Source organism: Streptomyces sp. NPDC005402, from assembly GCF_040606575.1.
Classification (GTDB): Bacteria; Actinomycetota; Actinomycetes; order Streptomycetales; family Streptomycetaceae; genus Streptomyces.
This window is the reverse complement of sequence record NZ_JBEXFB010000003.1, coordinates 36,124-60,521: the sequence shown is the minus strand read 5'-3', so window position 1 is coordinate 60,521 and position 24,398 is coordinate 36,124. Positions and strand designations below refer to the sequence as shown.

The window sequence follows — 24,398 nt, the reverse complement described above, 5'->3', positions numbered from 1 at the left end:
TGCACCTGGCGCGGGCGGGACACGTTCCCCCGGTCCCGTCCGCGCCCCTAACTTTTCCTCGCGTATCTCACCAGTGGACGACGACCTTGTCGCCGTTCCGCACCTGGGCGAACAGGTCCGCGATCGCCGCCTCGTCCCGGACATTGACGCAGCCGTGCGAGCCGCCCGCGTATCCACGGGCGGCGAAGTCAGCCGAGTAGTGCACCGCCTGGCCGCCGCTGAAGAACATGGCGTACGGCATCGGGGAGTCGTAGAGCGTCGACACATGGTGCCGTGACTTCCAGTAGACGCTGAACACGCCCTCCCGGGTCGGTGTGCCCACCGAGCCGAAGCGGACCGGCACGGTCATGACCGTCCGCCCGTCGATCATCCAGCGCAGGGTCCGGCTCGTCTTGCTGATGCACAGCACCCGCCCGGTCAGACAGCGCGCGTCCGGCGCGTCGGCCGGCTGGCCGCCCATCAGATACAGCTCCCACTTGCCCGGCTCGCGTGTCATGCCCGTCAGCCGCTTCCAGGTGACCGTGTCGGTCTTCCCGGTCCTCGGCAGTCCGCGCTTGCCCTGGAACCCCTTCACCGCCCGCTCGGTGAGATCGTCGTACGACCCCGTCGGCCCGTCGTGGAGCCACGCGACCTGGCGCAGCCGGGCCTGCAACTCCCGTACGTCGAGCCCGGAGTCGCCCCGCGACCACAGCACGGCGGGCGCGGCGGTTCCGGCGGACGGTGTCGCACCAGCCCCAGCACCCGCACTCGCACTCTCACTCGGCTTCGGGTTGTCGTCCGCCGGCGGTGTGCTGTGCTTCGGGACCTCGATCCGCACCGGCAGACGCCGCTTGCCGTCGCCCTTCCCGTCGGCGGTCTGCACCGTGCAGCCGCAGGCCAGCGCCAGGACCAGCAGCGCGGCGAACGATCTCCCCACGCCTCTCCCCATGCCCGTAGTACGCATCCGGACCCCCTGTCGTCTCACCGGCATCCCCTGAGATGTCTCCCCCCGGACGGCCGGTTGCGAACGACCCGGCGGCGCTTCGCCCGAGACCGCAATACCGTGGTGGGCATGACGCGTGAGTCGGAGTCCGGACTGCCCATCGAACCCGTCTACGGCCCCGAGGCCCTCCAGGGCTGGACCCCCGAGGAGAAGCTGGGCGAGCCGGGCGGGTACCCCTTCACGCGGGGCGTGTACCCGTCGATGTACACGGGCCGGCCCTGGACGATGCGCCAGTACGCCGGTTTCGGTACGGCGACGGAGTCCAACGCCCGGTACCGGCAGTTGATCGCGCACGGCACGACGGGCCTGTCGGTGGCCTTCGACCTGCCCACCCAGATGGGCCACGACTCCGACGCGCCGATCGCGCACGGTGAGGTCGGCAAGGTGGGGGTGGCGATCGACTCGATCGACGACATGCGGGTGCTGTTCGGCGGGATTCCCCTGGACCAGGTGTCGACGTCGATGACGATCAACGCCCCGGCGGCCCTGCTCCTGCTGATGTACCAACTGGTCGCCGAGGAGCAGGGGGTCGGCGCCGACCAGCTGACCGGCACGATCCAGAACGACGTGCTGAAGGAGTACATCGCGCGCGGCACGTACATCTTCCCGCCCAAGCCCTCGCTGCGTCTGATCGCCGACATCTTCAGGTACTGCAGGGCCGAGATCCCGCGGTGGAACACGATCTCGATCTCCGGCTACCACATGGCGGAGGCGGGGGCCTCGCCCGCGCAGGAGATCGCGTTCACGCTCGCGGACGGCATCGAGTACGTCCGCACGGCGGTCGCGGCCGGCATGGACGTCGACGACTTCGCGCCCCGCCTGTCCTTCTTCTTCGTGGCGCGGACGACACTCCTGGAGGAGGTCGCCAAGTTCCGTGCGGCCAGGCGCATCTGGGCACGGGTGATGCGCGAGGAGTTCGGCGCGCGGAACCCCAAATCCCTGATGCTGCGCTTCCACACGCAGACGGCCGGGGTGCAGCTGACGGCCCAGCAGCCCGAGGTCAACCTGGTCCGGGTCGCCGTCCAGGGCCTCGCGGCCGTCCTCGGCGGCACCCAGTCGCTGCACACCAACTCCTTCGACGAGGCCATCGCCCTCCCGACCGACAAGTCCGCCCGTCTGGCGCTGCGTACCCAGCAGGTGCTGGCCTACGAGACCGACGTGACGGCGACGGTCGACCCGTTCGCCGGCTCGTACGTGATCGAGAAGATGACCGATGACGTCGAGGCGGCCGCGCTGGACCTGATGCGGAAGGTCGAGGACCTCGGTGGCGCGGTCGCGGCCATCGAGCACGGCTTCCAGAAGAGCGAGATCGAGCGCAACGCCTACCGCATCGCCCAGGAGACCGACTCCGGCGAGCGGGTCGTCGTGGGCGTCAACCGCTTCCGGCTCGACGAGGAGGAGCCGTACGAGCCGCTCCGCGTCGACCCCGCCATCGAGGCCCGGCAGGCCGAACGGCTGGCCAGGCTCCGCGCCGAACGCGACCGGTCCGCGGTGGACGCGGCCCTCGCCGCCCTCAAGAAGGCCGCGCAGGGTGAGGACAACGTCCTGTACCCGATGAAGGACGCGCTGAAGGCCCGGGCGACGGTGGGCGAGGTGTGCAACGCCCTGCGCGAGGTCTGGGGAACGTTTGTCCCGTCGGATGCCTAGTATCCCGACCCTGTCCGCTACGAGCGAGGCCAGACCGTCCCCCTCCCCGAGCCCGTAGGCGTCAGTCTCGAACTCTCCGTCGACAGCATCCTCGACGGCGACGGCTAGCGGAGCCCGAACAGGCTCAGGTAGTCCCCGAGCCCGGCTGTCCGGTCCCCCGCCCAGCCCACATAGCCGTCCGGCCGCACCAGGAAGAGTCCCTTCCCGTACGACGGCTGCTCGTCACCGGTGACCACCCGCACCGGTTCCGGCAGCTCCGGTGCCTCGCATCCGACCGCCACCAGCGTCCAGTGCGGGCCCCGGAACGCGTCGAAGAGCCGGATCTTGCCGAGCTTGCCGTCGGGGGCGCGGTCGCCCGCGCGGAGCCCGCCCGGAGCCGTACGGGTCTCCTCCGTCAGGGACGACTCCCGGTACCCCAGGTTCAGTTGACGGGTCGCCTCGCCGCGCCGGACCTCCCCGCGGTGCACGCCCGTCGAGATGCCGAGCATCTGCGCCGCGATGGGCCGGCGCTCCTCCTCGTACGTGTCGAGGAGGGCGGCCGGGGCACCGCCCCGCAGCACCGCGCCCAGCTTCCAGCCCAGGTTGTACGCGTCCTGGACGCTCGTGTTCAGGCCCTGGCCGCCCGCGGGGGAGTGCACGTGGGCGGCGTCACCGGCGAGGAAGACCGGGCCGGAACGGAAGCTGTCCGCGAGGGCCGCGCGGGGCCGGAAGTCGGAGGCCCAGCGGATCTCCGTCACCGACTCGGGGGCGAGGTGCGAGCGGTCCGCGACGACCGCGCGGAGGGCGTCCGGGGACAGATCCACCCGCGTGCCCTCCGGGAACTGGGCCACGACCTGGAAGTCCTCCGTGCCGGCGAGCGGGCAGATGGAGAGGTAGCCGCCGCCCTCACCGCGGGGCGGGAACATGTGCCAGTTGTCCCGGTCGAGGCCGGTGATGCGGACGTCCGCGACGAGCAGCGGGTTCGGGTCGACCGTTTCGCCGGTCATGCCGATGCCGAGCGTCCGGCGGACGACCGAGCGCCCGCCGTCGGCCGCGACCACGTACCGGGCGCGGACGTCCTCTCCCGCCGCGAAGCGCACGGTCACCCCTTCCGTGTCCTGCTCGAACCCCACCACCTCCCGGCCGAAGGACACCCGCCCGCCCAGCTCCTCCAGCCGCGCGAACAGCACCTCCTGGGTGCGCCACTGCGGCACCATCCAGGGCGCGTTGTACGGAGAGTCCTCCGTCGGCTCGGCCGGGTCGAACATCCGGTGTTCGCCGACCCGCTCGCCGTCCTGCCAGACCATGCCGACCGGGTAGGTCCCGCCGACCGCGAGGATCGCGTCGAGCACGCCGAGGTCGTCGAAGACCTCCATGGTGCGCGGCTGGAGGCCTTTGCCGCGGGAGCCCGGGAACAGCCGGTCCGCCTTCTCCACGACGAGCGCGTCCACACCCCGCCGGGCGAGGTCGATGCCGAGGGCGAGGCCGGTGGGTCCTGCGCCGACGACCAGTACGTCCGTGTTCATGCCTATCTCCTTAACGCTGTTAAGTGCCGTCGGCTCCGAGAGTGCCCTTAACGCTGTTAAGCTGTCAAGTGTGAGTACGGAGAAACGCCCGCCCCTCGACCGCGCGAGGGTCGCCGACACCGCCCTGAAGCTCCTGAACGAGGTGGGCCTCGACGGCCTCACCCTGCGGGCCATCGCCAGGGAACTCGACGTCAAGGCCCCCGCCCTGTACTGGCACTTCAAGGACAAGCAGGCCCTGCTCGACGAGATGGCGACGGAGATGTTCCGGCGGATGGTCGCCGGCACCGAGCTCGACCCGTCCGACACCTGGCGCGAGCGCCTGCTCAAGGCCAACCGCGGCCTGCGCACCGCCCTGCTCGGCTACCGCGACGGCGCCAAGGTCTACAGCGGCTCACGCTTCACGGGCCTGGTCCACGTCGAGCAGATGGAGGAGATTCTGCGTCTCTTCACGGCCGCCGGCTTCACCCTCGCCCAGGCGGTCCGGGCCCAGTCGACGTCGTACTACTACACCCTCGGCTTCGTCACGGAGGAGCAGGGCGTCGAGCCCCTGCCCGGCGAACGCCGAGAAGGCTTCGACGTGGCCGAACGCGCCCGCCTGATGGCCGACTTCCCCTTGTCGGCGGCGGCGGGCGCGGAGATCTTCCAAGACTTCGACCGGCATTACGAGGAGGGGCTGGAGCTGGTGATCTCGGGGATCGAGGCGCGGTACGGCCCTACCGGGCCCGCACCTTCCGCACCGCCCGCGTGACCACGGGCGGCAACAGGTCCACGGCGATCCGCCGGGCCGGAGACCGACGCGGCTTCGGGGCGGGATGCGGCGCGGCCTCAGGCGCGACGTAGTGCCGGGAGCGGGGGAAGGGCGGTGCCTGCATCTTCTGCGCCCGTACCCGCACCAGACGGTGACCGGCCGCGTCCTGCACGCTCAGCCCGACGTCCGCGCGCTCCCGGACCATGGCGAGCAGCTCCTCCTGTACCGGCTCCGGATCCCCCCAGGTGCCGTACAGCTTCTGCGTGCTGAGGCAGATCGGCCGCAGTCCGCGGTTCAGCACGGCCTCCCACACGGCGACGGAGACGCCCGGGGTGTGCTCGGAGCGGAAGTCGTCCAGGACGACCAGCCCTTCCGGCCGCAGGATCTCGCGCACCGCGCCGATGTCGTCGCGCACATGCTCGTACAGATGCGAGGCGTCGATGTGGACGAAGCGGCAGGTGTCCGGCGCCACCTCACCGGAGATGACCGAGGTGGGGCCCTCGATCACCCTCGGCAGGCCGTCGTGGAAGGAGAGGTAGTTCCGCTCGAAGGCCTGGCGGGTGAGCGAGGCGTACGACTTCGTGGTCTCGGCGCGATTGGCGCCGTCCGGTGCCTCACCGCCGAACAGGTCGCAGACGGTGAAGCTCTCGCCGTCCCGCAGGTGATGCGCGAGCAGGATCGCGCTCTTGCCCATGTATGCGCCCAGTTCCAGCAGGTCTCCCGGTTCCTCCTGGCGTCCGAGGAACCAGGAGAACAGCATCTGGTCGAGCGGCGGGAACCACCCGGGTACGTCACGGAGTTCACCGGGATACGTGTACGTCTGCTGTGCGTCGCCCATGGCACCAGTGTCCTCATCCAGCGGCGGGGGAGCGGTCAGTGAAGCGAACGTCAGGTGAACAGCTCAGCGCGCTTTGTCTCAGCGCGCCTTGTCGAGCGCCGCACGCAGCCGCGGAGTCAACCGGCCCTCCACGAAGCGGTTCAGGAGCCAGGCCAGCGCCAGCATGGAGGCCAGGGTCAGGGCGAAGGTCACCGAGGACGGGAGACCGAAGCCGCGGTGCAGGAAGCGGATCACCACCCAGCCCAGGTGTTCGTGCACCAGGTAGAACGGGTAGGTCAGCGCCCCGGCCACCGTCAGCCAGCGCCAGTTCGCCCGGTCCAGCCAGCCGAGCGCGATCGCGGCGACGGCCAGGAACCCGAAGGCGACGACCAGGACGATGCCGTACGACGTCCGGTGGGCGAAGGCGTTCGGGTCCGAGACGTTCCACAGGTCGCGCACCGCGTAGTGCTGGCCGATCAGGAAGCTGACGGCGACGATGCCCCACGCGTAGGCGTCCTTGCGGTCGCGGTGGACCAGGTAGAGGCCCATGCCGCCGATGAAGAAGGGCGCGTACTCCGGCATCAGCACGATGTCCAGCAGCGGCATCTTCGCGCCCTGGGCGATCGCGGCCGCCAGGGTCCAGCAGGCGCAGAACATGACGACCCGGCGCCGGCTCGCGCCCGGCAGGACCACCACCAGGGCGAACAGGGCGTAGAAGCGGATCTCCGCCCACAGCGTCCAGTCCACGCCGAGCACCCGGTCCACGCCCAGCGGTTGCTGGAGCAGGGTCAGGTTCACCAGGGCGTCGCTGGGCGAGACCGTCCTGTAGACGACCCAGGGGAGCGCGAACACCCCGGCGACGAGGAGAACGGCCGCCCAGTACGCGGGCATCAGACGGGACACGCGGGAGGCGAAGAACGAGCGCAGCGAACGGCCCCAGCCGCTCATGCAGATGACGAAACCACTGATGACGAAGAAGATCTGCACGCCGAGACAGCCGTAGGCGAACGGCGTGTGCAGGGTGGGGAACTGCTCCTTGGGCGAGCTGCCCCAGGCCTGGGTGACGAAGCCTCCGCGCCCGCCATAGTGGTACAGCGCCACCATCAGCGCGGCGATCAGCCGCAGCCCGTCCAGAGCGCGGAGCCGGCCCCCCGCGCGCTTCACGGGCACGACCTGAACGGGTGCGGCCGTGCCGGACTGCGGCTTGGTGGTGCTCACGACCGTCTCGGTCACGGTGGTACCCCTAGCAGGGAGAAGTGGCGTCCACCAGCAGGTTAGGCATCACCCTGAGCACTTGTGTTCGAGGAGATCGCTCTTCGCCCAGCTCTCTCCAAGGGTTCACCCCGCCGACTCACAGGATTCCCCGAGTGTTCCCGGCCTCGCGGAGCAACCCACCCGCCCCTTACTCCGACTTCAGCAGCCGCGCCGAACGGTTGCCGACCTGGATGCGGACCGCCTCCTTGCGGGCGAGCTGGCGGATCGAGCGTCCCCGGGGGCCCAGCAGTCCGGCGACCCGGGCCACCTCCGACCAGACCCTGGCCCGCTCGCCACCGGCGATCGCCGCCGCCGAGAGCAGCCGGCACGCCTCCCCGGTCTGGCCGCGCCCGGCCCGGATCTCCGCCATGCCGAGGAGGATGTCGACGGGCTGCCTGCGACGCAGGATCTCGGTGCCCACCCGCAGGGCGTCGTCGTGCCGGCCCTTCTCGAAGTGCCGGGTGAAGTCCTCCGCGAGGTACTTGCCGTGGCGGGAGAGCACCGCGGAGAACGCCCCCGGGGCTTCCTCGCCCTCAGTCCCCTCGTCCCCCTCGACGCCGTCGGCGCCCACGGGCCGCCCGCCCTCGCCCGGCCCCGGCAGGCCGAGCGCCGTCGTCATCCGGGCGGTGAACGCGGGGATGTCGAACAGGTCCTCGACGTCCTGGTAGTCGGTCTCCGAGACCTCCTCGTCCAGCACCCCGCGCAGCGCGTCGAGCGCCGCCTCCGGGGTGTACTCGGCGAACGAGCGGTACCCGGGCACGCCCTCCAGCACCTCCCGGGAGCCCACCCGGTGGTAGGTGACGGCCCGCAGCCGCTGCTGCACCGCCTCGACCACCGACAGCGGCATCGGGTCGTCGACGCTGGAGAGGAAGAAGACGTCCGAGGCGGCGAGTTCCTCGCGCACCCGGTCCCGGGAGAGCGCTCCCATCCACTCGACGCGGTCCGACAGCAGCGTCGAGGGACCGATCCGCCAGGTCTTGTGGCCGATCCACGCGAACCGCCACGGCAGACCCTGCGTGTACGCCAGTTCCGCGACCCGCGAGAACAGGTCGAGGCCCTTGCGGTCCTGCATCGAGCCGACCATCACGATCCGCGGCCGCTCACCCGGGGTGCGCCGGGCGCGGGCCCGGTGGGTGTCGCGCGGGACCGCGTTGTAGACGACCACCGGGTCGCTCACCCCGAGCTGGCGGAACATGTCGGCCTGCGAGGTGGACACGCACAACACCTTGAGCCGGGGCAGCAGGGACAGCATCTCCTGATGGCGCAGGGTGTGCTCGCCGCCCTCGAAGTTCATGACGTACTCGGTCTCGTGGGCGTACAGCACCACGGACTTCCCGGCGTCCTGCAACGCCCGCACCAGCTCGTTGGCCAGCGGCGAACGCCAGAACGGCGCCAGGCTGTTGACCAGGACGACCTCGGTCCCCGCCAGCTCCGCCATGACGTCCTCGGCCCTGCTGTAGGCACCGAGGTCGAAGTAGCGGATGTCGACCGGGCTCTGCGCGAGCAGCGCCTGGGTGTAGGTGAGAACGGGGATCGCCACCCCGGTGACGTACGAGAAGCCGAGACCGAGCACGGCCAGCGAGCGTGGCCGGACCACCCGGCGCTGGACGGCGTGCAGCGCCCGCTCGGCGCGCGAGAGGCCCACGTGTGCGTCCTCGGCGGAGGTCCAGCGCGGGGCGGGCGGCTCGGCGGGAACCGAGGCCTTCTCGACGATGCGCAGGACGCGCTCGGGGACGTCGTCGTGGAAGGTGATGAAGTGCTCCACGGGCTCGCCGTGCACATTGGCCGCGAACTTGCCCGAGCGTTGCAGGTCGGCGACGACGTCGACGAGTTCGCCGACCGTGCCCACGTTGCGCAGCAGGGGGTGGTTGATCGTCGGGAACACGATGTTGAGCGGCGGCGGGCTGAACAGGATCAGCGGGGTGCCCGCGCGCAGCGTCTGGAGGTAGGTGGTGGAGAAGAAGGTGACGGCGAGGTCGTAACCGTCGAGTGCCTCGGCGTCCAGCAGCGCCTTCTCGTCCAGGACCGTCACGCCGGGCAGGCCGCGGAGCCAGTCGAGGTGGCCGTCGAGGGTGGAGGGGTGCGGCTTGATCTCCACCTCGCCGAACTCGGCGAGGGCCTCGCACAGTGCGGTCAGCTGGGTGCGGTGGTCGTGCCGGGAGAGCTTGTTCTGGTTGCTCAGCGGCTGGTCCAGGACCACGGTCCGCAGCCGCTCACCGGGGTCCTTGGCGTGCCGGTGGGTGGTGGAGCGGGCGGCGCGCAGCAGCGCCGGGTCGTCGCTGTGGCCCAGCGCGCCGGTGATGTGGACCGGCGGGTCGGCGTCCGCCGTACGGAACGTCAGATGGTTGGCGGTGGCCGGGCCCCACACACAGACGGCGGCGGGGCGCGAGGAACCGTAGTACCAGTTCTGGTCGTGGAGTCCGGCGTCGGTCTTCTTGAAGTGGAAGTCCAGGTGACCGTCCTGCACCAGGATCAGCGGCACCGTGCGGCCAAGTGCCCCCGCCACCCGTCTGCCGCGCTGCGACTGGTCGTTGAAGAACACCAGCCGGTCGATGTGCTCCTGCTCGGCGAACGTGGTTATTCGATAGCCGAGTTCCTCCAGAAACTCATCCGCGCTCAGCGCCTCGTCGACCAGGAAGAGATTGCGCACCGCGAGTCCGTCGAACCGCGCCGCGGCCTCCTCCTCGATCCAGCCCGCGACATTTCCGTCCCGGTCAGCCGTGACCAGGTGGAACGAGTGAGCCTCGGCGCCTGGCGCCCGCATGATCTCGGAGGCCAGTCCGACCCCGTTGCGGTTCTCGACGAATACAGCGATGCGCATGGAGGTACCTGCCCACACTTGGAGATAAGTCTTCAACTTCGTGAATGAAATACGACCTTTCCATGAGCGGGCCCAACCTCGAGAGAACGGTGGGTGAACAAAAGATCCCGGAAAGCGCCAACGGGGCGTGACGGAAGTCCGTCACGCCCCGCCGTTCCGGGATCCGTTGCCGCCTAACGTCGTACGGCCTTCTTCAGGGCCCGTGCCCTGCGCACCACCCGGCGAGCGGTGGCGTTGCGGGGCAGGAAGGCCAGCCGCTCCGGGATCCCGCCCGGCAGTCCGAGCGCGGTCAGGCGCTTCTTCCTGAAGTAACGCCGGGTGCGCGGGCCGAATTGCTGGGAGAGGTAGCGTTCGGCGGCCGGGCGCAGCGCCGGGTGGATCTGCGGCTGCAACGTGAAGCCGAGCGCGGTGATCAGGGCGTTGAGGGTGTCCGCGGGAATGGCCTCCTGCCCCGCTCGGCCCTCCAGATCCGGCAGCACCGCGTCCGCCAGCACCACCGGTACCCGGTTGCTGTTCTGGTACGGCGTCAGCCGCTCCAGGAGCAGCTCGGTGCCGATCCGGGCGGCCGGGAGGTCGTACAGGGCGGAGGCCGTGAACAGGGCGGTGGAGAAGCAGCCGACGACCAGCGCGGGCCGGGCCTTCGCGAACAGCACCTCGGCGAGCACCGGGGTGTCCAGGACGGTCAGGTCCACGCCGAGTTTCTCCGCCTCGGCCTCCAGGACGCGGCTGAAGCGGGCCGGCGCGCTGGGGTGCGGCTTGAAGACGACCGAGCGGTGTCCTTGGGCGACCGCGCCCTTCAGCATCCGTACGTGCAGGTCCTCCTCCTCCGCGGGGGAGAGGATGTCCAGCGCGGAGAGGTACTGGCCGAGCAGCAGCGCCGCGTTCTCCGGCAGCGGCGGCAACTCCTCGACGGCAGACGTGAGTTCGCCCATCGCCTTGAGGAAGGCGGACGTCGGCACCACCACCGGCGGTACGCCGAACTCGGTCAGCAGCATCGGCGTGAGGCCCGCGATCAGGTCCAGGTGGAGCAGGCGGCGCACCCGCGTGCCGACCAGCGGGTCGAGCTTGCTGCGGGTGGGGCCGTAACTCATCAGGCCGTCGGCGTAGACGTCGACCGGGGCGCCGGTGAAGATCTGGGCGACGGTGAGGGCGGGGGTGACCTGGATGGACTCCATGACCAGTTCGACACGGTCGTCGCCGAGGCCCCACAGCAGCCGCAGATAGCGCTCGAAGAGGGGGATGTCGTCCGGGCGGGGCGTCCAGGAGCCCGGGTGGAAGGGGCGGATGGCCTCGTTCCAGGAGAGCACCTCGTCGAAGTGGTCGCGCAGCGGCGCGAAGCCCGGCATCTCGTCCAGCGGCGTCGAGGTCTCCGGTGTCGCCGTGTTGTTGAAGACCAGCAGCACCCGCCGCTCGGGCTCCTCGAAGAGGTCGGAGTCGATCGCGGCGGCCAGCGTGACCGCGCCGTACAGCGTCGAGGCGCAGAAGATCTGCGTGGTGCGAACAGTCGTACGCGAGCTGGTCGTGGACATCACGCGGCCGCCTTCGCAGTGGTGGCCCGCCGCCGCAACCGCCGCAGCTTGGCGGAGCGGCGCAGGTCCATGGTGTCGAGCACGTCGCCGAGCATGTCCTGCGGCATCCGTTTTATGGCCGCCGCGCTCATCGCCCGCAGCTGCTTGGCCACGGACGGCTCCCACTTGGACTCGTCGGAGAGATGGTGGGCGATGATCGCGCAGTAGGTCCGCACCGCCTTGGGCAGGAGCCGGTCGGCGTCCCGGTCCGCCGCCGTCTCCTCGATGACCTGGTCGAAGGCGCGGATGAAGTCGAGCTGGCGGGCGTCGCCGACCTGGGTGAGGGAGGAGGCCACTCCGCGCCGGTAGAACACGCCCAGCAGACTCACCACGGCGAACGACTCCGCCTCGCGGTGCAGTTTCCAGATCCACGGCCGGTCCTCGGCCGTGCGCAGCCCGTCGGTGAAGTGCAGCAGGCCCTTGTCGAGCAGGCGGCGGTGGTAGGCGCCGGCCCACGCGTACGCGTAGTCGACGGAGGTCGAGCGGTCGGCGGGCAGGATGGCGTCCCGTGGGTTCAGCACCTCGTTCCGCCGGCCGATCGGGACCCGGTGCACGGTCCGGGCGCGCGCCACGGTCTGCACATGGTCGGTGCGGACGAAGTCGCAGCCCAACTCCTCGATGGCGGCCACGAGTTCGGCGAGGTAGCCCGGCGCGAGCCAGTCGTCGCCGTCGAGGAAGGTCAGATACTCGCCGCGCGCCGCGTCCAGGCCGGTGTTGCGCGCGGTGGCGAGCCCTCCGTTCGTCTCGTGGTGGAGGACCCGCACCTGGGCGACGTCCGAGAGTTCCTCGGCCGCACGGTCGAGAATCGCCGGAGTTTCGTCCTTGGATTTGTCGTTCACCAGCACGAACTCGAAGTCCCGCCGGGCATTCATACGGAGACTTCGGAGGGTGTCCGGGGCGTATTGCTGCACGTTGTAGAACGGCACGATGACGGAGAGCTTGGGCACCCGCGAAACGCTAGAAGGCGGTGCGGCAGCGGAACTTTCCGGCAAGGGGACTACGGGTGAACTCGATGTGTCGGAACGGTGCATCCCGTGTACTTCCCGGTCTTCGATGGGCCAGTTCGGCTCTCGGTGGGCTGTTGTTAACTTTTCGTTGATTCGCGGTTGGGCCGGACCTAGAAATTGCTTCCTAGCGTCTTCGTTGTGCCGCCAAGTACAACGAAGTCCCTTCGAATCGCCGTCCTCGCGGACTCCGACACCCGCTGGAAATGGGGTGCGCTGACCGCCGACCGCATCGCTCCGGGTCCGTCCATGGAAGCCGGACCGCGAGGCGGGGCGCAAGTCGGCCGCGCGCTGGACGGATTCCTGCTGCGCGGCCGGGCCACGCCCACCGCACGCCAGCTCGAAGAGGTCGGCGTGCGCGCGGACTCCCTGCGGGAGGTCACCGCGGTCGAGTTCCTGCGGGCCATGGCCGAGACGTCGTACGACATCGTCGTCCTGGCCCTGGTCGGCGGCGGAGTGCAGGCGATGCTGCACGGGCTGGCGCGGGTCTGGGACGGCATGGAGAAGCGTCCCGTCGTCGTCACCGGCTATGTCGGCGTCGTCTACGAGAAGCTCGCCGACGGACTGCTCCTGCGCCACGGGGCCGACCTCGTCCTCGCCAACTCCCGTCAGGACGCCGAGCGTTTCCGCGCGGTGTACGAGGGGGTGGGCGCGGACGCCTCGTCGGTCACGGAGGTGGCGCTGCCGTTCCTCGGCGGGGCGGCCTACGAAGGCGAACACGACCCGTACACCGTGGTGTTCGCGGTCCAGCCCTCGGTGCCGGACAACCGCAGGGACCGCGTGTACCTGCTGAACCGGCTCATCCGGCACGCCCGGCTGCACCCCGAGCGCGAGGTGCTGCTCAAGCTGCGCTCCCGGCCCGGCGAACACACCACGCACATCGAGGAGTTGCCGTACCAGAAGCTGATCCAGCGGCTCGATCCGCCGGCCAACTTCCGTCTGGTGTACGGCAACATGGGCGAGGTCCTCGACCGGACCGACCTGCTGGTCACCATCAGCTCCACGGCGGCGCTGGAGTCGCTGCACCGCCGTATCCCGACGGTGATCCTGACCGACCTGGGCATCCGCGAGGTCCTCGGCAACCACCACTTCGTGGGCTCCGGCTGCCTCGCCTCCTGGGACCAACTGGACGCCGGACACCGGCCGGTGCCCGACGAGGAGTGGGTGGCCCGGCAGGGTGTCGTGGCGGACGGCACCTATGCCGGCGCGTTCGACGCGGCCCGCGAGCGCATCACCAAGCTGCTGGCCTCGACCGAGCGGCCCCCGCTCACCCCGTACTACACACCCGTCACCGCCCCCGGCTACCTCCCCGGCATCCTCGCCCGCCACCACCTGGGCCCCGACGGCACCCCGCTGCCCGGCGCCCCCGCCCACGACAAGGAGCCGGGCCCGGTGCGGCAGATCGTCCGCCGCGCGGCCCGCGGCGCCTACCGGCACGGGGTGCAGCGCGTGGCTCCGGTGATCCGGCGGATGGGGGAGCTGTGACCACATCGCGGGGAGCGGTGACCCCATCACCGGGAGCGGTGACCCCCTCGCGGGGAGTGGTGAACACCTTCCAAGGCCTTTCCCGAGGAGCAGATCCGATGTCCAACCCGCAGACGAGCCAGGTCGCCTCGATGCGCCGCGTGCTCGCGGTCATCCCCGCGCGCGGCGGCTCCAAGGGCGTGCCCGCGAAGAACCTCGCCCCGGTGGGAGGTGTGCCGCTGGTGGCGCGTGCCGTGCGCGAGTGCCGGGCCTCCCGCCTGGTGACCGACGTGGTGGTCTCCACCGACGACCAGGCCATCGCCGCGGCGGCCCGCTCGGCCGGTGCCGAGGTCGTGCTGCGGCCGGCCGCCATCGCGGGCGACACCGCCACCTCCGAGGCCGCCGTCCTGCACGCCATGGACGCCCACGAGGCGCTGCACGGGGCCACCGTCGACGTCGTGCTCCTCGTGCAGTGCACCAGCCCCTTCATCATCCGCGAGGACGTGGACGGGGTGGTCGGCGCCATCGTCGACAACAACGCGGACTCCGCGATGACCGTCGCCCCCTTCCACGGCTTCGTGTGGCGCGACGCGGACGACGAGGCCCGCGCGGGCACCGTCGAGGAGGCCGATGCGGCCGTCGGCGGCGGCTACGGCGTCAACCACGACAAGTCCTTCCGCCCGCGCCGCCAGGACCGCCCCCAGGACTTCCTGGAGACCGGCGCCGTCTACGGCATGGACGCGCCCGGCTTCCGCAAGCACCAGCACCGCTTCTTCGGCCGCACCGAACTGGTCCGCACCGACCCCGCGCGCGTGCTGGAGATCGACGACCACCACGAGCTGGCCCGCGCCCGCGCGCTGGCCCCCCTCTTCGACGCGGACCGCCCCGGTTCGCTGCCCTCCTTCGAGGACGTGGACGCGGTCGTCCTGGACTTCGACGGCACCCAGACCGACGACCGGGTGCTGATCGACGCCGATGGAAAGGAGTTCGTCTCCGTGCACCGCGGCGACGGGCTCGGCATCGCGGCCCTGCGCGACAGCGGCCTGAAGATGCTGATCCTCTCCACGGAGCAGAACCCGGTCGTCGCCGCCCGCGCACGGAAGCTGAAGATCCCCGTGCTGCACGGCATCGACCGGAAGGACCTCGCGCTGAAGCAGTGGTGCGAGGAGCAGGGCATCGCGCCCGAGCGCGTGCTCTACGTCGGCAACGACGTCAACGACCTCCCGTGCTTCGCCCTCGCGGGCTGGCCCGTGGCGGTCGCGAGCGCCCACGACGTGGTACGCGGCGCCGCCCGTGCGGTCACCACCGTCCCCGGTGGCGACGGCGCGATCCGAGAGATCGCCAGCTGGATCCTCGGCCCCTCTCTCGACTCCCTCGACAAGTAAGGAACGTTCCCGCCATGTCTGTTAACTCCCGCCTGCGCACCTTCGGCACCGAGCGCATCGCCGGTCCCGGCCAGCCCGTCTACATCTGCGGCGAGATCGGCATCAACCACAACGGCGAGCTGGACAACGCCTTCAAGCTCATCGACGTGGCCGCCGAGGCCGGCTGCGACGCCGTGAAGTTCCAGAAGCGCACCCCCGAGATCTGCACCCCGCGCGACCAGTGGGACATCGAGCGCGACACCCCCTGGGGCCGGATGACCTACATCGACTACCGCCACCGCGTGGAGTTCGGCGAGGACGAGTACCGCCAGATCGACGAGTACTGCAAGGAGAAGGGGATCGCCTGGTTCGCCTCCCCGTGGGACACCGAGGCCGTCGCCTTCCTGGAGAAGTTCGACGTCCCCGCCCACAAGGTGGCCTCCGCCTCCCTCACGGACGACGAGCTGCTCCGCGCCCTGCGCGCCACCGGCCGCACGATCATCCTGTCCTCCGGCATGTCGACCCCGAAGCAGATCCGCCACGCGGTCGAGGTCCTGGGCAGCGACAACATCCTTCTCTGCCACGCCACTTCGACCTACCCGGCGAAGGCCGAGGAGCTCAACCTGCGCGTGATCAACACGCTTCAGGAGGAGTACCCGAACGTCCCGATCGGCTACTCCGGCCACGAGACGGGCCTGCAGACCACGCTGGCCGCGGTCGCCCTGGGCGCCACGTTCGTCGAGCGCCACATCACCCTCGACCGCGCGATGTGGGGCTCCGACCAGGCCGCGTCGGTGGAGCCGCAGGGCCTCACGCGCCTGGTCCGCGACATCCGCACCATCGAGGCCTCCCTCGGCGACGGCGTCAAGAAGGTCTACGACTCCGAGCTCGGCCCCATGAAGAAGCTGCGCCGTGTCTCCGGCGTGGTCGCCGAGGCGGAGATCGCCGCCGCCGCGGGCGAGCCGGTCTCGGTCTGAGCCACCACGTACCGGGTCCTCGGCGGCTGTCCGTCGGGGGCCCGGTGTTCTCACCCGCGCCTCATGAGCGCCTTACGACGGGACGGTCGTACGTCGATGAGCCCCCGCGCCGGGAACCCCGGCCCCCACACTCTCGCGTTCGTCGAGAGCCCGGTCCAGCTGCTGAACGTGCTGGAGTGGGCACACGGCCACGCGCCCGGCGCGGAACTCACCCTCGTCGTGCTGTCCCCGACCGACCCCATGACCCGCGGCCAGCTGCGCCGGATGGCGGAACTCGCCCGCGAGGAGGGCCACGAGGTCCGCTGGGAGGAGGCGAGGGGCGGCCCCTCGGCCCCCTTCCAGACCATCGGCGGCCTCGCGGGCATGCTCCGCAAGGCGGACCGCGTGGTCCTGGGCGACCCCTTCTCCCGCTATGTGCAACTCCTGCTGACCATCACCCGCGCCACGAACCTGGTCGTGGTCGACGACGGCACGGCGACGATGGAGTTCGTGTCCCAACTGGCCCGCGGCGAACGCCTCGTCCGCTGGCACCGCAAGGGCGGCCGCCCGAGCCCCCGCGACCTCGCCTTCGCCCCGATCTCGGCGGCGGCCCGCAAACGCCTGACGCCGGGGGAGGGCCGGGGAGTCGACATATTCTCCTCGATGCCGATGGAGGAGGCGCCGGCGGGAGTGACCATGTCGGTGAACTCCTTCGCCTGGACCCGCGGCCGCTTCGGCCCGCCGCGCATCACCAAGGGCGCGGACATGGTGGGCACGTCGCTCGTCGAGACGGGCGTGGTGGACGCCGACCGCTACGTGGAGGCCGTGACCCGCCTGGCCAAGACCCACGGCGCGACCCGCTACTTCGCCCACCGCCGCGAGTCCACGGACAAACTCCACCGGCTGGCCGTGGAGACGGGCCTGGAGATCGTCCGCCCGGACCTCCCGCTGGAGCTGATCGCCCGCCGCGGCCCGATCGGCCGTACGATCCTGAGCTTCCCCTCGACAGTCGTCCACACCCTCCCCCTGGCCCTGGCCGGCACGGAGGTCCGCGTGGCCGTGTGCGACATCGACCCGGACTGGCTGACGGAGACGGCGTCGCCGCGGGCCCAGGGGTTCCTGTCGGGGGTGACGGGGACGGCACGGGACGTACATCGCCTGTCGGCCGTTTCGGTGGTACCAGCTGTCTGAAACACCGAGGGCGGCGCTCAGCTGAATCGTCTAGCATCATCGTTCACTTGTGCGACGTTCGATGAGGTCTACGACGGGGGCGGCTGGCGTGAGTGCCGAGGCGTTGCGGGAACGGCGGGCGCAGATCGGGGAGTTCCGGCGCAGGGAGGTCCTGGTGCCGGTGGTCGACGGCTCGCTGCTGTCGGCGGAGGCGGGCGGCATTCGCTGGCTGTTTGCGTTCACGGACGTCGCGGCGCTGGAACGGTTCGCCGAGGCGAGGGGCGAGGACGTCCCCGGCTGGGTGCCGGTGTACGGGGCGCGGTTGCTGGACCAGGTGGTCCCGGCCGTGGACGGCCCGGTCGGCATCGCGGTGGACGCGGGAAGCCCGGCGGGCCTGGTCCTGCCCCCGGTGACGGGGATCGTGCCGGACGCGGTGGCTGTGGACGCCTCTCCGGAAGGAGTTGGGGCGGCGTGAGCGACGGCTATCAGGTCGATCCGGAGGCGATGGCACGGATCACCCGCGGCATCAACCAGGCGATGGCGGAGCTGAAGGAGTTCGGCTTCGACATCGAGGCGAACCTGGGCCGCGGCTTCGACGACCTCTCGATGACGGGCCTGGAGGCAGGCGACGACGGTCTCCAGCAGGTGTTCGCCGACTTCTGCGACCGCTGGGGCTGGGGCGTCCGCTCGCTGATGCAGGACGCGAACGAGTTCGCGGGCCGACTGGGGCTGTCGGCGGGGATCTACCACGAGCAGGAGCAGTACGTCTCCGACACCCTGAAGTCGGTGTGGACGGCCGGCACGGGCAACCCGTACCTGTCCCCGGACGAGGTGAAGGAACGTTCCTGGTCGGAGACGTTGAAGGACAACCCGGTCAGCCAGGTGGCGAACGCGGACTACAGCGCGGAGTCCTTCACCTCCGGCCAGGACGAGGTGAAGGCGGCCTGGTCGCAGGCGGCGGAGGATGTGGAGACGTCGACGGTGACGCCGGACGCGTTCTTCGACCCGCGCACGGACTGGCAGTGGAGCGGCCCGGAGTCCTCGGGCGAGGGTGAGGACTGATGGGCTTCGGGGACCTGGTCGACGACTTCGGCGACGGCCTGGAGAGCGCGGCCGACGGCCTGAACAAGGGTGTCGGCGAGGCGGTCGGCTGGGGCACGGACAAGACGGCGGACGTGATGTCGGCGGTCGGCGCGGACGGCGCGGCCGAGAGGGTCCGCGACTTCGGCGAGAGCGTGAACAACCGCCTGGGCGGCACGGTGGCGGAACGCGCGCTGGGCGAGAGCGAGGACCCGAAGGAACTGGTCCACGGCAGCTCGGGGGCCCTCCGGGACCGTGCGGGCCATCTACGGAGGTTCGCGGCCGCCTTCGAGAACGTCGGCCAGGGCATGCGGTCGCTGGACCCGGGCGAGTGGCGGGGCCAGGCGGCGGACGCGTTCCGCGCGAAGTTCGACGTCCAGCCGAAGCAGTGGCTGACGGCGGCGGACGCGTGTACGTCGGCGGCGGAGGCGTTGGAGGCGTACGCGGACACGGTGACCTGGGCGCAGGAACAGGCGCGGCTGGCGATCGACAAGTACCGGGCGGCTCAGGAGGCCTCCCGCCGGGCGGCGGACACGTACAAGGCGCAGGTGTCGGCGTACAACCAGGCGGCCGAGCGGTACGACGCGACCGCCGAGGCGGGCGGCGACCCGGGCGCGAAGCCGACCAGGCCCGGTGATTTCGTCGACCCGGGCACGGCGGGCCGCCAGGAGGCCGAGGAGATCCTCACCCGTGCCCGCCGCCAGCGCACCGATGTGGCGGAGGACGCCCGCCGGAAGATAGCCGCCGCGCTGGAATCGGCCCCGCCGAAGCCGGAGTTCACCGACCGCCTGGGCGCGGGAGCCGCCGACCTGTTCGTCGGCACCCAGCTCAACTCCGTCCACGTCCTGGGCGGCCTCCTGCGAGGCGGCACGGACGCCCTGAAACTGGCCCGCACGGTCAACCCGCTGGACCCCTACAACCTGACCCACCCCGGCGACTGGTCCAAGAACTCCCAGCTGCTGCTGGCGGGCCTGGTGGGAACGGCGGCCCACCCCGAGCGGCTGCCGATGTCGCTCCTGGGGACGGGGTGGTCGAGCGACCCGGGGGACTCGGCGGGGTATCTGTTCTCGAACCTGATCGGGGGGAAGGGGGCGGGGGGTGTGGGCCGGGCCGCGCTGAAGGACGCGCTGCGGGGGGCGGCCAGGGACGCGGCGACGGGAGCGGCACGCAGCGGCACGCGCCGGGGGCTCATGGATGTCGCCCGGGAACTGAAGTGCAAGCTGTTCGGCAGCGACCCGATCGACATGGCCACCGGCCGCATGTCGCTGCCGCAGACGGACGTGTCGCTCCCCGCCCGGCTCCCGCTGGTGTTCTCCCGACAGTTCGAGTCGTCGTACCGGGCGGGCCGCTGGTTCGGCCCGTGCTGGACGTCGACGGCCGACCAGCGGCTGGAGATCGACGCCGAGGGCGTGGTCTTCGTCCGCGAGGACGGTTCGTTGCTGGCGTATCCGCACCCGGCTCCCGGTGTGCCGGTACTGCCGCTGGCGGGTGAGGGCCATCCGCTGACCGTCGACGCGTACGGCGACTACACGGTCACCGACCCTGCCGCTGGGCGTATGTGGGACTTCGCCGGACCGGGCGGCGACGGCGACGGCATCGCCCTGCTCTCCCAGATCATCGACCGCTCCGGCCAGTGGCTGACCTTCGAGTACGACGACGAGGGAGCCCCGACCGGGATCGTGCACTCGGCCGGCTACGACCTGCGGATCGAGCGGTCCGTGGACCGGATCTCTGCTCTGCACCTGGCCGACCCCGATGGTGGCATCGAACTGGTCCGCTTCGGTTACGACGACGAGGGCCACCTGTCGACGGTCACGAAGTCCTCCGGCCTGCCGACCCGCTTCACCAACGACGCACTCGGCCGCATCACCGCCTGGACCGACACGAACAACTCCTCGTACCACTACGCCTACGACGACGAGGACCGCTGCATATCCCAGGGCGGCGAGGCGGGGCATCTGGCCTACACCTACACCTACGGCGCCGTGGACCCGACGACTGGCAACCGGATCGTCACGGCGGTCGACTCCCTGGGCCACAGCACGCTGTATGAGATCAACAGCGACGTACAGGTGACGGCGGTGACCACCCCGGACGGCGCCACGACCCGCACCACCCACGACCGCGCCCACCGCCCCCTCACGATCACCGACCCCCTGGGCCGCACGGTGAGCTACGCCTACGACGAGGCGGGCCGCACGGTCCTGGCGGTCCGTCCGGACGGCCGCTACACCAGCGTCGCGTACAACGACCAAGGACTACCGGTCGGGGTGACCGGTGCGGACGGCACCCATGTCGTGCAGCACTTCGACGAGTTCGGCAACCGCACCGCGGTCACCGACGCCTCGGGCACAACGACCCGCTTCACGTACGACGACCGCGGCCACCTGGAGTCCGTCACCAACGCCCTCGGGGACACCACACGGGTGCGCTGCGACGCAGCGGGCCTCCCCTTGGAGATCACCGACCCCTTGGGCGCGGTGACCCGCTACTCACGCGACGCCTTCGGCCGCCCGGTGACGATCACCGACCCCACGGGCGCGGTGACGGCCCTGGAATGGACGGTGGAGGGCCGCCTGTCCCGACGTACGGCGGCGGACGGCACAACGGAATCCTGGACGTACGACGGCGAGGGCAACTGCGTCGCCCACACGGACGCGTCGGGCGCGGTCTCCCGCTTCGAGTACACCCACTTCGACCTGCTGGCCGCCCGCACGGGCCCGGACGGCGTGCGCTACGAGTTCGCCCACGACACGGAACTGCGTCTGACGAAGGTCACGAACCCGCAGGGCCTGACGTGGAGTTACGAGTACGACTCGGCGGGCCGCCTGATAGCGGAGACGGACTTCGACGACCGCACGCTGACCTACGCGCACGACCCGGCCCGCCAACTGAGCACAAGCACCACGGCATCCGGCGACCCGATCACCTTCTCCCGTGACGTCCTGGGCCGGGTGATCCGCAAGGAGGCGGCCGGGGCGGTCACGACATACGCCTACGACCTGTCGGGCGCCCTGGCGGAGGCGGCGGGCCCGGACGCGGTCCTGCGACTGCACCGGGACGAGGCGGGCCGAGTGCTGTCGGAGACGGTGAACGGCCGCACGCTCACCTACACCTACGACGAGTTGGGCCGCAGAACGGGCCGCACCACCCCCACCGGCGCGACGACGACGTCGTCTTACGACGCGGCAGGCAACCGCACCGGCATGGTGGCCTCGGGTCGCACTCTCACCTTCACCCACGACGAAGCAGGCCGCGAACTGACCCGCCACATAGGCGAGTCGGTGACCCTGACCCAGTCCTTCGACCCACTGGGCCGCCTGACGAAACAGGACCTGGTAGGCCCCACCGGCAACCGCCTCCAGCACCGCGCGTACACCTACCGGCCCGACGGCAACCTCACGGCCATCGACGACCACCTGAACGGCACACGCCACTTCGACCTCGACGCGGCCGGCCGGGTGACGGCGGTCCACGCGACGAACTGGACGGAGACGTACGCGTACGACGAGGCGGGCAATCAGACGCAGGCGATGTGGCCGTCCAGTCACCCGGGCCACGAATCAACGGGCATCCGCACCTACACGGGCACCCGCATCACCCGCGCGGGCGCCATCCGCTACGAACACGACGAAGCGGGCCGCATCACCCTCCGCCAGAAGACCCGCCTGTCCCGCAAGCCGGACACATGGCGCTACGAATGGGACGCGGAGGACCGCCTGACGTCGGTGACGACCCCCGACGGCACCCGCTGGCGCTATCGCTACGACCCGCTGGGCCGCAGGATCGCGAAGCAACGCTTGGCCCCGGACGGCGAATCGGTCCTGGAACAGGTGGACTTCACCTGGGACGGCACGACCCTCTGCGAACAGACGACGTGGTCCCCGTCCCACCCCAACCCGGTCACCCTGACGTGGGACCACCAGGGCCTGCACCCGCTGTCCCAGACGGAACGCATCACTGCGGCCGACGCCCCCCAGCACGAAATCGACTCGCGCTTCTTCGCCATAGTCACAGACCTGGTCGGCACCCCGACGGAACTCATCGACGAAGACGGCGACATAGCCTGGCGAACCCGCACCACCCTGTGGGGCACAACGGCATGGGCTGCGGACAGCACCGCGTACACCCCGCTGCGCTTCCCGGGCCAGTACTTCGACCCCGAAACGGGGCTGCATTACAACTACTTCCGGCATTACGACCCCGAGACCGCGCGTTACATCACGCCTGACCCCCTCGGCCTCATCCCCGCAGATAATCCGGTCACCTACGTCCACAACCCATCTGGATGGGTGGACCCCCTTGGGCTGGCGGGCTGTCAACGCCTGCCCGAGGGCCACACATCACAACCAGCTTTCAAGAACGACCCCTACAATCCGTCTGTCGTCGAACAGCGTGCCAATGGAAAGCGTCAGGAATACGGGATCACGGAGCCGTATCCGAATCCGGTTCCCGACCCGAATGTCAATGGCATGATCGGCGCAAACGGTACGCAGGTGACGAGCAAGACCATGTGGAATCACGGCCAATATCGCATCGATGTCGAGAACCCGAATCCCGGCCAGCGTGCAGGACAGCTACATTTCCAGGATCAGGCCAACCTGACAGCGAAGTACCAGTATAATTTCGAGACCGGCAAGTTTGACGGGCTTCCCCGTTCGGTAGAGAAGGAAGTCGGCAAAAACCCTGGTTTCCAGGCCGGTATCGAAAAGGGATTGCGCATGCTGGGAGAAAAGTGACCATGAGAGTAAACGTCGGGATGTCCGATGTACTCGACGGTGTCGAGCTGTGTGTGCGAGAGGAATGCGTGCCAGACCAGTTCCGTGCTGTCGTGCAGGGCGGTTGGACCGTGGAGAATGGAGCGCATGTCCTGACGGCTCTGTACTCGAACTATTCGGGAGCCGTGCAGTCCGAGTTCGGAGATGTCGTTCACTTCGAGGCCACAGTGAACGGCCGAGGAATGATGGACTACGACCTTCCGGACTCGGGTCCCGAAAGGTTGAAGTCACTCCTGGACCGCTCCCTGGCCTATGCCTGCACGGCTTTGTTGGCGGCGCCGGTAAGCGGGCCGTGGCCCGTTCTGGGGTACATCTCCCTGTCCGAGGGAGGTATCGACGACAACCTGCTCACTGCTCATGTCACGTTCTGCACCCGACGGGTTGGGCTGCCGCCCTTCGTGCAGGATATGGATTCCTACACGCACGAAGCACTGATGGAGATTTCCCAGCGTGACGCGCCGGCCATGCTTGCTCGAAATTCGCCATCCAGCGGATTCTGATTCGAGTTCCGATAAAACCGTTGCGCAAACTATTTCCTTCGGATATCCACTCGGAGGTCCTCCCGATCCACCGGCCGGGACTCCCCCCGTTGGATTGCGTACAAGCCCTAGGCGTGAAGCGCAAGGTGAGGTCGTCGCAAGCAAGCCGGACGGCAAGCCCTTCGATCATATCGCGGATTTGAAGGGTGCGCGAAATGGAACGCGGCATGGAACTCCTGCTCAAGGAACACAAGGATGCAATTGGCGAGCTTGACAGGTTGAACGTCTTTTGCATCCCATTGGCCATCGGTGACGGAGGATCCGACGATGTCCCAATCTGGCGATCTCAGTATTCCCTTGAACAACTGGACGGCGAACGCTGGGGGAACCCGCCTGCCGATGCGACGTCACTGGTCAGAACAGTCCACGAGTGGCGCCGACGACCCATCGGAGCGCTGGAACCCGATGAGCTGGCACGCTTGATCGGCCAGGATGTCGGCTTGTCATGGCTGCTCCCTCTGGCGGCGAATATTCTTCGGGGTGAAGCGCTCAAGCAGCCTGCTGGTGGTTTTATCGAGGGTGACCTGCTTTATGCGGCGGTCACGAGAAGTCCGGAAGTGTGGAGGGCTTATCCCGAGCTCGCGCGCGAGCTTAAAAACGCCGTAACCTTGCTGACCGATCTGTCGACCTACGAGAAGCGCGAGGTTGAGGTTTTTGGCATCGCTTCCTGAGGGACTTTAAATCACGAAGGCCATCCTGTC

The 24,398-nt window shown here is 69.8% G+C and carries 19 protein-coding genes; 12 read left to right on the top strand and 7 right to left on the bottom strand.

The genetic code is table 11. The annotated features are described in order from the left end of the window. Positions 1-67: 67 nt before the first annotated feature. Positions 68-943 (bottom strand): L,D-transpeptidase family protein, encoded by an 876-nt coding sequence (locus ABZT02_RS06135; protein WP_356014740.1) that lies wholly within the window; start codon positions 941-943, stop codon positions 68-70. Positions 944-1,051: 108 nt separating this feature from the next. Between ABZT02_RS06135 and ABZT02_RS06130 the strand changes: the two genes are divergently transcribed. Beyond that, entirely contained in the window at positions 1,052-2,629 is a 1,578-nt protein-coding gene (locus ABZT02_RS06130; protein ID WP_356014738.1) for a methylmalonyl-CoA mutase family protein, read from the top strand. A 104-nt stretch (positions 2,630-2,733) separates the two neighbouring features. Here ABZT02_RS06130 and ABZT02_RS06125 read toward each other — a convergent pair whose 3' ends face one another. Next, positions 2,734-4,134: an FAD-dependent oxidoreductase gene (locus ABZT02_RS06125; protein ID WP_356014736.1), complete on the bottom strand. Its 1,401-nt coding sequence runs from the start codon at positions 4,132-4,134 to the stop codon at positions 2,734-2,736. A 70-nt stretch (positions 4,135-4,204) separates the two neighbouring features. Between ABZT02_RS06125 and ABZT02_RS06120 the strand changes: the two genes are divergently transcribed. After that, positions 4,205-4,882 carry a TetR/AcrR family transcriptional regulator gene (locus ABZT02_RS06120; RefSeq protein WP_356014733.1) on the top strand — a complete coding sequence of 226 codons (678 nt, stop codon included), beginning with the start codon at positions 4,205-4,207 and terminating at the stop codon, positions 4,880-4,882. On the opposite strand, the gene ABZT02_RS06115 is transcribed toward ABZT02_RS06120, so the two are convergent. From ABZT02_RS06115 to ABZT02_RS06095, 5 genes are all read right to left on the bottom strand, one after another. After that, positions 4,848-5,720 (bottom strand): class I SAM-dependent methyltransferase, encoded by an 873-nt coding sequence (locus ABZT02_RS06115; protein WP_356014731.1) that lies wholly within the window; start codon positions 5,718-5,720, stop codon positions 4,848-4,850. The two genes, ABZT02_RS06120 and ABZT02_RS06115, sit on opposite strands and share 35 nt — an antisense overlap. A 78-nt stretch (positions 5,721-5,798) precedes the next feature. After that, a complete protein-coding gene (locus ABZT02_RS06110) occupies positions 5,799-6,932 on the bottom strand; it encodes an acyltransferase (RefSeq protein ID WP_356014729.1) in 1,134 nt (377 codons plus the stop codon). Between the two features lie 169 nt (positions 6,933-7,101). Then, positions 7,102-9,774 carry a glycosyltransferase family 4 protein gene (locus ABZT02_RS06105; RefSeq protein ID WP_356014727.1) on the bottom strand — a complete coding sequence of 891 codons (2,673 nt, stop codon included), beginning with the start codon at positions 9,772-9,774 and terminating at the stop codon, positions 7,102-7,104. A 173-nt stretch (positions 9,775-9,947) separates the two neighbouring features. Then, a complete protein-coding gene (locus ABZT02_RS06100; RefSeq protein ID WP_356014724.1) occupies positions 9,948-11,303 on the bottom strand; it encodes an alpha-2,8-polysialyltransferase family protein in 1,356 nt (451 codons plus the stop codon). Then, a complete protein-coding gene (locus tag ABZT02_RS06095) occupies positions 11,303-12,289 on the bottom strand; it encodes a glycosyltransferase family 2 protein (RefSeq protein WP_356014722.1) in 987 nt (328 codons plus the stop codon). Before ABZT02_RS06095 ends, ABZT02_RS06100 begins: the two co-directional genes overlap by 1 nt. 198 nt (positions 12,290-12,487) lie before the next feature. Between ABZT02_RS06095 and ABZT02_RS06090 the strand changes: the two genes are divergently transcribed. The 10 genes from ABZT02_RS06090 to ABZT02_RS06045 all read left to right on the top strand — a co-directional run bounded on the left by ABZT02_RS06090 (position 12,488) and on the right by ABZT02_RS06045 (position 24,368). Beyond that, the gene (locus ABZT02_RS06090; protein WP_356014720.1) at positions 12,488-13,831 is read left to right on the top strand and encodes a DUF6716 putative glycosyltransferase; all 1,344 of its coding nucleotides are present in this window, start codon (positions 12,488-12,490) and stop codon (positions 13,829-13,831) included. A gap of 98 nt (positions 13,832-13,929) precedes the next feature. Continuing rightward, on the top strand, positions 13,930-15,195 hold the full coding sequence (locus ABZT02_RS06085; RefSeq protein ID WP_356014718.1) for an N-acylneuraminate cytidylyltransferase: 1,266 nt from the start codon (positions 13,930-13,932) through the stop codon (positions 15,193-15,195). A 14-nt stretch (positions 15,196-15,209) separates the two neighbouring features. Continuing rightward, entirely contained in the window at positions 15,210-16,151 is a 942-nt protein-coding gene (locus ABZT02_RS06080) for an N-acetylneuraminate synthase family protein (RefSeq protein WP_356014716.1), read from the top strand. Positions 16,152-16,247: 96 nt separating this feature from the next. Beyond that, positions 16,248-17,321, top strand: a complete 1,074-nt coding sequence (locus tag ABZT02_RS06075) for a hypothetical protein (protein WP_356015525.1) — start codon at positions 16,248-16,250, stop codon at positions 17,319-17,321. A gap of 88 nt (positions 17,322-17,409) precedes the next feature. Then, entirely contained in the window at positions 17,410-17,775 is a 366-nt protein-coding gene (locus ABZT02_RS06070; RefSeq protein ID WP_356014714.1) for an SseB family protein, read from the top strand. Next, entirely contained in the window at positions 17,772-18,362 is a 591-nt protein-coding gene (locus ABZT02_RS06065) for a hypothetical protein (RefSeq protein ID WP_356014712.1), read from the top strand. The genes ABZT02_RS06070 and ABZT02_RS06065 overlap by 4 nt, the downstream gene beginning before the upstream one ends. After that, positions 18,362-23,119 carry a putative T7SS-secreted protein gene (locus ABZT02_RS06060; protein WP_356014710.1) on the top strand — a complete coding sequence of 1,586 codons (4,758 nt, stop codon included), beginning with the start codon at positions 18,362-18,364 and terminating at the stop codon, positions 23,117-23,119. The genes ABZT02_RS06065 and ABZT02_RS06060 overlap by 1 nt, the downstream gene beginning before the upstream one ends. 20 nt (positions 23,120-23,139) lie before the next feature. Next, positions 23,140-23,658 (top strand): hypothetical protein, encoded by a 519-nt coding sequence (locus ABZT02_RS06055; RefSeq protein ID WP_356014708.1) that lies wholly within the window; start codon positions 23,140-23,142, stop codon positions 23,656-23,658. After that, the gene (locus ABZT02_RS06050; protein WP_356014706.1) at positions 23,609-23,911 is read left to right on the top strand and encodes a polymorphic toxin type 28 domain-containing protein; all 303 of its coding nucleotides are present in this window, start codon (positions 23,609-23,611) and stop codon (positions 23,909-23,911) included. Before ABZT02_RS06055 ends, ABZT02_RS06050 begins: the two co-directional genes overlap by 50 nt. Further along, positions 23,865-24,368, top strand: coding sequence for a contact-dependent growth inhibition system immunity protein (locus tag ABZT02_RS06045; RefSeq protein ID WP_356014704.1), 504 nt, complete (start codon positions 23,865-23,867; stop codon positions 24,366-24,368). Before ABZT02_RS06050 ends, ABZT02_RS06045 begins: the two co-directional genes overlap by 47 nt. Positions 24,369-24,398 lie beyond the last annotated feature (30 nt).

Bases quoted from the DNA above. Each gene is read 5' to 3' on its own strand.
- ABZT02_RS06135 (WP_356014740.1), bottom strand. From the start codon at position 943: ATGCGTACTACGGGCATGGGGAGAGGCGTGGGGAGATCGTTCGCCGCG.
- ABZT02_RS06130 (WP_356014738.1), top strand. From the start codon at position 1,052: ATGACGCGTGAGTCGGAGTCCGGACTGCCCATCGAACCCGTCTACGGC.
- ABZT02_RS06125 (WP_356014736.1), bottom strand. From the start codon at position 4,134: ATGAACACGGACGTACTGGTCGTCGGCGCAGGACCCACCGGCCTCGCC.
- ABZT02_RS06115 (WP_356014731.1), bottom strand. From the start codon at position 5,720: ATGGGCGACGCACAGCAGACGTACACGTATCCCGGTGAACTCCGTGAC.
- ABZT02_RS06105 (WP_356014727.1), bottom strand. From the start codon at position 9,774: ATGCGCATCGCTGTATTCGTCGAGAACCGCAACGGGGTCGGACTGGCC.
- ABZT02_RS06100 (WP_356014724.1), bottom strand. From the start codon at position 11,303: ATGTCCACGACCAGCTCGCGTACGACTGTTCGCACCACGCAGATCTTC.
- ABZT02_RS06085 (WP_356014718.1), top strand. From the start codon at position 13,930: ATGTCCAACCCGCAGACGAGCCAGGTCGCCTCGATGCGCCGCGTGCTC.
- ABZT02_RS06080 (WP_356014716.1), top strand. From the start codon at position 15,210: ATGTCTGTTAACTCCCGCCTGCGCACCTTCGGCACCGAGCGCATCGCC.
- ABZT02_RS06075 (WP_356015525.1), top strand. From the start codon at position 16,248: ATGAGCCCCCGCGCCGGGAACCCCGGCCCCCACACTCTCGCGTTCGTC.
- ABZT02_RS06060 (WP_356014710.1), top strand. From the start codon at position 18,362: ATGGGCTTCGGGGACCTGGTCGACGACTTCGGCGACGGCCTGGAGAGC.
- ABZT02_RS06055 (WP_356014708.1), top strand. From the start codon at position 23,140: ATGTCCGATGTACTCGACGGTGTCGAGCTGTGTGTGCGAGAGGAATGC.
- ABZT02_RS06045 (WP_356014704.1), top strand. From the start codon at position 23,865: ATGGAACTCCTGCTCAAGGAACACAAGGATGCAATTGGCGAGCTTGAC.